Genomic DNA, 6,776 nt, shown 5'->3' with positions numbered 1-6,776 from the left:
ACCGCGGTCGGGGAGCGGCACGGAGTCGTTCGCGGCATCTCTCACCACTTCACCACTCTCCGCTTCCACACTCGACACCACCGCCCGGGACGATACCACCGTGCCCTCCATTGCCTCGGTGATGACCACGGTGGCGCCGGCGATCACGCTCTGACCGGGAAGCAGCACACCCGGCTCGCCCGGCCACCGGTACTCCAGCGGGGAGAGCCCCGGGAACAGGTCTGTGATCGACACCCCGGTCAGGGTGGTCGTGCCGGTGTTCGTCGCCGTGTACCGGAAGACGAGCGTGTCCCCGGCATAGCCCTGCTCACCGTCCTTGACCGAGATGGTCATATCGAGCTGGATGCGAGACTGATTCGGGACCTCGACGCGCACGGAATCCTCGTCGGCGACCGTGCCGCCACTCGGAGTGGTTCCGACCGCCGACGCCGCGTTGTCGACATACCCCCGGTCGACATCGTCCTGGCCGATCACGTACGTCGCCGTGACCGTTGCGGCCTGCCCCGATGTCAGAACGCCGGGAAAACCGGGCCACGTCACCGTCGGGGTGCCGAGGCCCTCGAGCGCATCGGTCACCGCCACACCGCTGAGGGTGACGTTGCCCGTGTTCGTGACCGTCATCGTGTAGCTGATCGCGCTCCCCTGCTGCACCGGTCCGTCGATCACCGCGGTCTTCTCGAGCTCGAGTCCCGGCATGGGAGCGACGAGGTTCTCCCCGGCGTCGATGTCGCGCACGACGACGCCCGCTCCGGTGCCCGTGACGACGGCATCCGAGGCGATGCGACCTGCGTCGACATCGGTCTGCGTGAGCGTGTACCGCGCCACCGCTGTGGCGACCTGCCCCGGGGCCAGCACGCCGGGTTCACCCGGCCAGGTGATCTGCAGCCCCTCGAGGCCCGCCTGACCATCGCCGAGCGTCACGCCGCGCAGCGTGACATTGCCCGTGTTCCGGAAGCTGAAGGTGTAATCGACCACGTCGCCCGGATACCCGATGGCGCCGTCGGTGTAGACCTGCTCCTTCTCGAGATCGATGGACGGCGCCGAGGCGACCGTCGGAATGATCGACGTCGGCGAGGTCGCAGTGACCCCGCCGCCGTCGGGCAGCCGGGCTCCCGCGGTGGCGATGTTCCTAACCGTTCCGGCATCGACGTCGGCCTGACGGATGTCATACGACGCGCTGGCCACGACCGACTGTCCCGGTGCCAGGACGCGAGGTGTCCCGGCCCACGCGTACGAGATCTCCGAGAGACCTGCCAGGCCGTCGGCGAGCGTCACGGACGATGCCGTGAGAGTCCCCGTGTTCGTGATCACGAACGAGTAGTCGATCCGGTCGCCGACAGCACCCGCCCCCTGGCGCACACCCGTCTTCGTGACCGCGAGCGAGCCGGAGCCGTCGGCCAGCGGGACAACGGTGAGCGACGAATCGTCGGTCACCTCGGAGCCGGACGGCTGTTCACCGGTACCGGTGGCGACGTTCCGGACAGATCCCGCATCCACGTCGGACTGCGTGACCGTGTGGAGAGCCGTGATGACCACGCTCTGCCCCGGAAGCAGTCGTCCCGGGTTCGCGGCGTCGGGCCAGGTGTAGACGAAACCGGTCAATCCGCTCACCGTGTTGTCGAGGCGCACGTCCTCGAGCGTCGTGTTGCCGGTGTTCCGGATCCGGAAGGTGTACTCGACGGTGTCTCCGAGAATGCCGGCGTCGCCAGCGGCCAGAGTCGCGGTCTGCGTGGTCTCGATCGACCGATCCGGGCCGGTCGGCGGGTCCGTTCGGATGACGAAGGGGTCGGAGCTGTCCGACACCACCGTTCCGCGCGGCGAGGTGCCGAACGAGGTCGCGACGTTGCGAATCGACCCCGCGTCGACGTCGGCCTGCGTGACCGTGTACCGGGCGACCCCGCTCGCCGTACCGCCCGGAGGCAGGATGCCGGTGGTCGACGGGAACTCGATCTCCGGAGTGCTCAGACCCGCCAGGTCGTCCTGCAACCGGATCAGGCGAAGAGTCACATTGCCGGTGTTCGTGATGTCGAAGGTGTACTCGATCACGCTGCCCACCCCACCGGATCCGCTGACGTACGCGCCGCCCTTCACCGTTCGGATCGCAGGAGCGTGCGCGCTCGTCGGGATCGGGGTCATGGTCGACTGCGCGACCACCGTGTCGCCGCCGGGCGTGGTGCCGCGGACCGAGGCCGTGTTCTCGACCGACCCGCGGTCGACGTTCTCCTGGCTGATCGCGTACGACGCCGAGCCGATGGCCACCTGCCCCGGGGCGAGGGCGCCCTCTGCGCCCGGCCACTGGACGGCGATCGGGCCGATGCCGGCGAGATCGTCGATGATGCGGACGTCCGACAGCGTCAGGGTTCCTGTGTTCTCGATGCGGAACCCGAAGGTCACGTCGTCGCCCGCACCGTTCTGCCCTGCTCGGTCGAGGGCACCGGTCTTCGTCAGGACGAGTCCCGACGAGCCGGAGAGCGGCACCGTCGCCGGGGCGCTCGCGGTCGCCGGTGCTCCGGTGGGGGGTGTGCCGGTACCGGTGACGATGCCGGTCACACCACCCGCATCGACATCAGCCTGCGTCAACACATACGACGCCGTCGCACGCACCGACTGCCCAGGAACCAGAACACCCACAGCCCCCTCCCACACATACTCCGGAGCAGACACACCCGCCAACGCATCCGCCAGAGCCACACCCCCCAGCGTCACATTCCCCTCATTCGTGAACACGTAACTCCACGTGACCACATCACCCGCACGACCCACCGCACCCGGAGCCAACGCCCCCGCATTCGACACCGACACCACCGGCACCGCAGCCTCGGTCTCCACCACACTCTCCGGCGACGACACCGAAATCGCCTCCGACCGCGCCGGCACACCCGACGCCGACGCCGTGTTCACCACACGACCAGCATCCACATCCGCCTGCACGATCACATACTCACCAGACGCCGTCGCCGTCTCACCCGGCGCGATCACCCCCGGCGCACCCGCCACCGGCCACACCACATCCGACAACACCACACCCGGCACCGCATCCGACAACACCACACCCGACACCGACACATTGCCCGTATTCGTCACCCCGAACTCATACGAGACCACATCACCCACACCACCACCATCAACCAACACACCCGACTTCGACACCACCAACCCCGGAGCAGGCAAAACCGTACTCACCCGCACCGTATTCGTCACCGCAGCGACCCGCGACCCACCCGGGGCCGTGGCAGACACCCGCGCGGTGTTGACCACCTCACCGGCATCCACGTCGGCCTGCGTGATGTCGTAGAAGCCACGACCCGTGACGGACTCACCCACGCCGAGCCGACCGGGGGCCGCAGGGTTCGGCCACGCGATGGTCACGTCGCGCAGACCGGGCTTCGGGTCGACGAGAACGCCGTCGGTCACCGTCACGTTTCCCGTGTTCGTCACCACCACCGCGTACTCGATCGTGTCGCCCACCACGCCGATGTCACCCGCCGCCAGCACACCCGACTTCACCGCGGACAGCTGCGGGGTCCTGGGCACCGGCACGGTGTGGGCGTCCGAGGCGTCGACCGCGTCACCGGACGGCGTCGTGGCAGTCGCCGAGACCGCGTTCGCCACCGAGCCGGCGTCGATGTCCGCCTGGGTGAGCAGATATGTCGCAGTCCCCCGTGCTTCGGCCCCGACAGGCAGGACACCCACGGCCGCCGGATCATCGCTGGGCCAGGTCACGGTGATGTCGCTCAGACCGGAGAGCTGATCGGAGAGGGTCACCTCTCGGAGCGTCTGGTTCCCGTCGTTCACGATCGCGAACGCGAACTGCACCGCGTCGCCGACCTGCCCCGTCGATCCTGCGGTGAGTGCGCCGCTCTTCTCGATGCGCAACGCGGGATCCGCGGAAGCAGTGGGTACGCGGACCTCGTCGGACGGGTCGGTCACGGAGCTGCCGTTCGGCGCCGTTCCCGAGGCGGCGGCCGTGTTCACGACCTCCCCGGCATCCACATCGCCCTGCACGATCGCATAGCTCGCCGTCGCTGTGGCACGGGCCCCGGGTGCGAGCACGCCCGGCTCGTCCGGCCAGCGCACATCCGGAATCGACAGGCCCGGCAGCGGGTCCGCGAGCGTGATGCCCGACACTGTCACGTTTCCGGTGTTCTCGATCGTGAATGCATAGTCGACGATGTCACCGACGGCCCCGTCGCCGCGCACGGTCGCCGATTTGCCCGTCGTCAGCTCGGGTGCGGCCGGCGCGACGTCCGTCATCGTCGGAGGTGTGCTGGCGGTGATCGTGTCGCCGACCGGAGGCTTGCCGCTCGCGGTCGCGATGTTCGTCACCGATCCGCGATCGACGTCGGCCTGCGTGATCGTGTAGCCGGCAGTCGCATCGACGGAATCGCCGGGGGCCAGGATGCCGGGCTCCCCCGGCCACTCGAAGACCGGATCGCTGACGCCGACCAGCGCGTCGGCCAGATCGACGAGTGTCAGCGTCACGTTTCCGTCATTCGTGATGCCGAAGCTGTAGTCGATGCGGTCGCCCACGCCGCCCTGCCCCTGCACGACGCCCGACTTCGTCGCGACGAGGTCGGGGCGCGCCGCGATCTGGACTCCGGACGTCGCAGAGCCCGATACCGCCGCACCGCGCGGCGGTGTGCCTGTTCCGTCGACGGCGCTCGACACGCTGCCGCGGTCGATGTCGGCCTGGGTGAGCACGTACGCCGACGACGCCGTCACCGTCTGGCCGGGAAGGAGCACACCCGGTCGCGCCGGATCGGGCCAGACGTACTCGGCCTCCGACGAGCCTTCGAGTCGGTCGGCGAGCGTGACTCCGGTGAGCGTGACGTTGCCCGTGTTGCGCAGCGAGTATCCCCAGGTGACGACATCGCCGGCGACGCCCTCGGCATCGGGCGCCAGCGTCGCTGTCTTGTCGACCTCGATCGATGCGCGGATGCCCTGGGTGTCGACCGTCTCGATCGCGGCAGGACTGGTCACCGGACCGCCTCGTGAGCTGCCGCTCGCGGTCGCCGTGTTGACGATCGAACCGGCATCGATGTCGGCCTGCGTGATCGTGTACTCGGCGGTCGCCGTGGCCGACTGCCCCGGCGCGAGTGCGGCATCCGCCCCGGGCCAGGTGATCTCCGGCACGGTGAGCCCCGGCAGGGCATCCGTCAGCGCGATGGCGCTGACCGTGACATTGCCGGAGTTCGTGATGGTGAAGGTGTAGTCGATCGTGCTGCCGACGGCGCCTGATCCGTCGACGATGCCGTCCTTCGTGACGGTCAGTGCGGCAGCGGGCTGGACGGTGTTGATGGTCACCGGATTGGAGTCTGCGACGACGGGCGTCCCCTGGGCCGTGACCGCCTCGACACCGGCGATGTTGCGCACGAAGCCGCGATCGACGTCGGCCTGGGTGAGCGTGTATCGCGCGGTTCCGACCACGGTGTCGCCGACGAGCAGCTCGCCCTCAGGGCCGGGCCACGCGATCTCGGGCAGCGAGAGTCCGGCGAGCCGGTCGATGAGACGACCCTCCTGCACGGTGACGTTCCCGGTGTTCGTGACGACGAGACGGTACTCGATCACGTCGCCGACGGCACCGATTCCCCCATCGATGATCTGTCCGGTCTTGACGGTCGTGAGTTCGGCCGCCTCGTCGATCGGCACCGTCGTCGACGCCGGCCGCTCGATCGCGGATCCGTCGGGCGCGCTCGCGGTCAGGGTCGCGGAGTTCGCGGCAGACCCGCTGTCGACGTCGGCCTGCGTGAGCTCGTAGTCCGCGGATGCGTCGGCACCCTGCCCGGGAGCCAGGACGCCGGGCTCCCCCGGCCATGCGATCTCGACATCCGACAGCCCCGGCAGCGGATCGGCGACGGAGACATCGCGAAGGGTGACGTTTCCCGTGTTGTCGAGTCTGAACGAGTACCGCACGACGTCGCCGGCGCGTCCCGTCGCACCGGGTTCGAGCACCCCGCCCTTGGTGAACGTCGCATCCGGGGCCGCGTCGACGAGATCGACGACGATGTCATCGGACGGATCCTCGACGACCGTTCCGGACGGGTCCGTGCCCGAGCCGGTGGCGACGTTCGAGACGGAACCGCGATCGACATCGGCCTGGGTGATCACGTAGCGCGCCGTTCCGACAAGGGTCTCGTTCGGGGCAAGGACCCCCTGAGCTCCCGGCCAGACCACAGAGATGTCCGAGAGACCTTCGAGGACGTCGACGATCCCGACGTCGTCCAGGGTCACGTTGCCCGCGTTGCGCACCTCGACGCGATAGTCGATCACGTCGCCGAGGACACCCGTTCCCGCGCCGGCGATCTGCGCCGACTTCGTCGTCTCGACCGCGGGTGCGGGAGCATCGAGCGAGGTGAGGACCTCCTCGGACGAAGCGGTGATCTCCGTTCCGCCCGGGGCGGCTGCGCGCGCCGACGCCGTGTTCGTCACTTCGCCACGATCCACATCGGCCTGCGTGATGAGGTAGCTCGCCGTCGCGGTCGCCACCTCGCCCGGAGCAAGCACCCGTTCGACGCCGGGCCAGGCGATCGTCGGAGTGCTGAGACCGGCGAGGGTGTCGGAGAGCACGACACCGGACAGGGTGACGTTGCCGTTGTTCGCGATGGTGAACGAATACGTGATGGTGTCGCCCGCTCCACCGCCGGTCGCGGAGTCGTCCTTGGTGACCGCGAGAACAGGCGCAGCGGTCAGCGGCACGGTCGCGGGATCGGACGCCGAGACGGGTGCTCCGGTGGGGGGTGTGCCGGTACCGGTGACGATGCCGGTCACACCACCCG

The 6,776-nt window shown here is 69.0% G+C and carries 1 pseudogene; it reads right to left on the bottom strand.

Features of this window, described 5'->3' with window-relative positions:
• Positions 1–6,776, bottom strand: a pseudogene (locus RTM68_RS16040) (AraC family transcriptional regulator); the annotation flags it as partial.

It is taken from the genome of Microbacterium sp. (assembly GCF_031988965.1).
Classification (GTDB): Bacteria; Actinomycetota; Actinomycetes; order Actinomycetales; family Microbacteriaceae; genus Microbacterium.
Note: the sequence above shows the minus strand (reverse complement) of the source record. Positions and strands in the feature narration are given on the sequence as shown.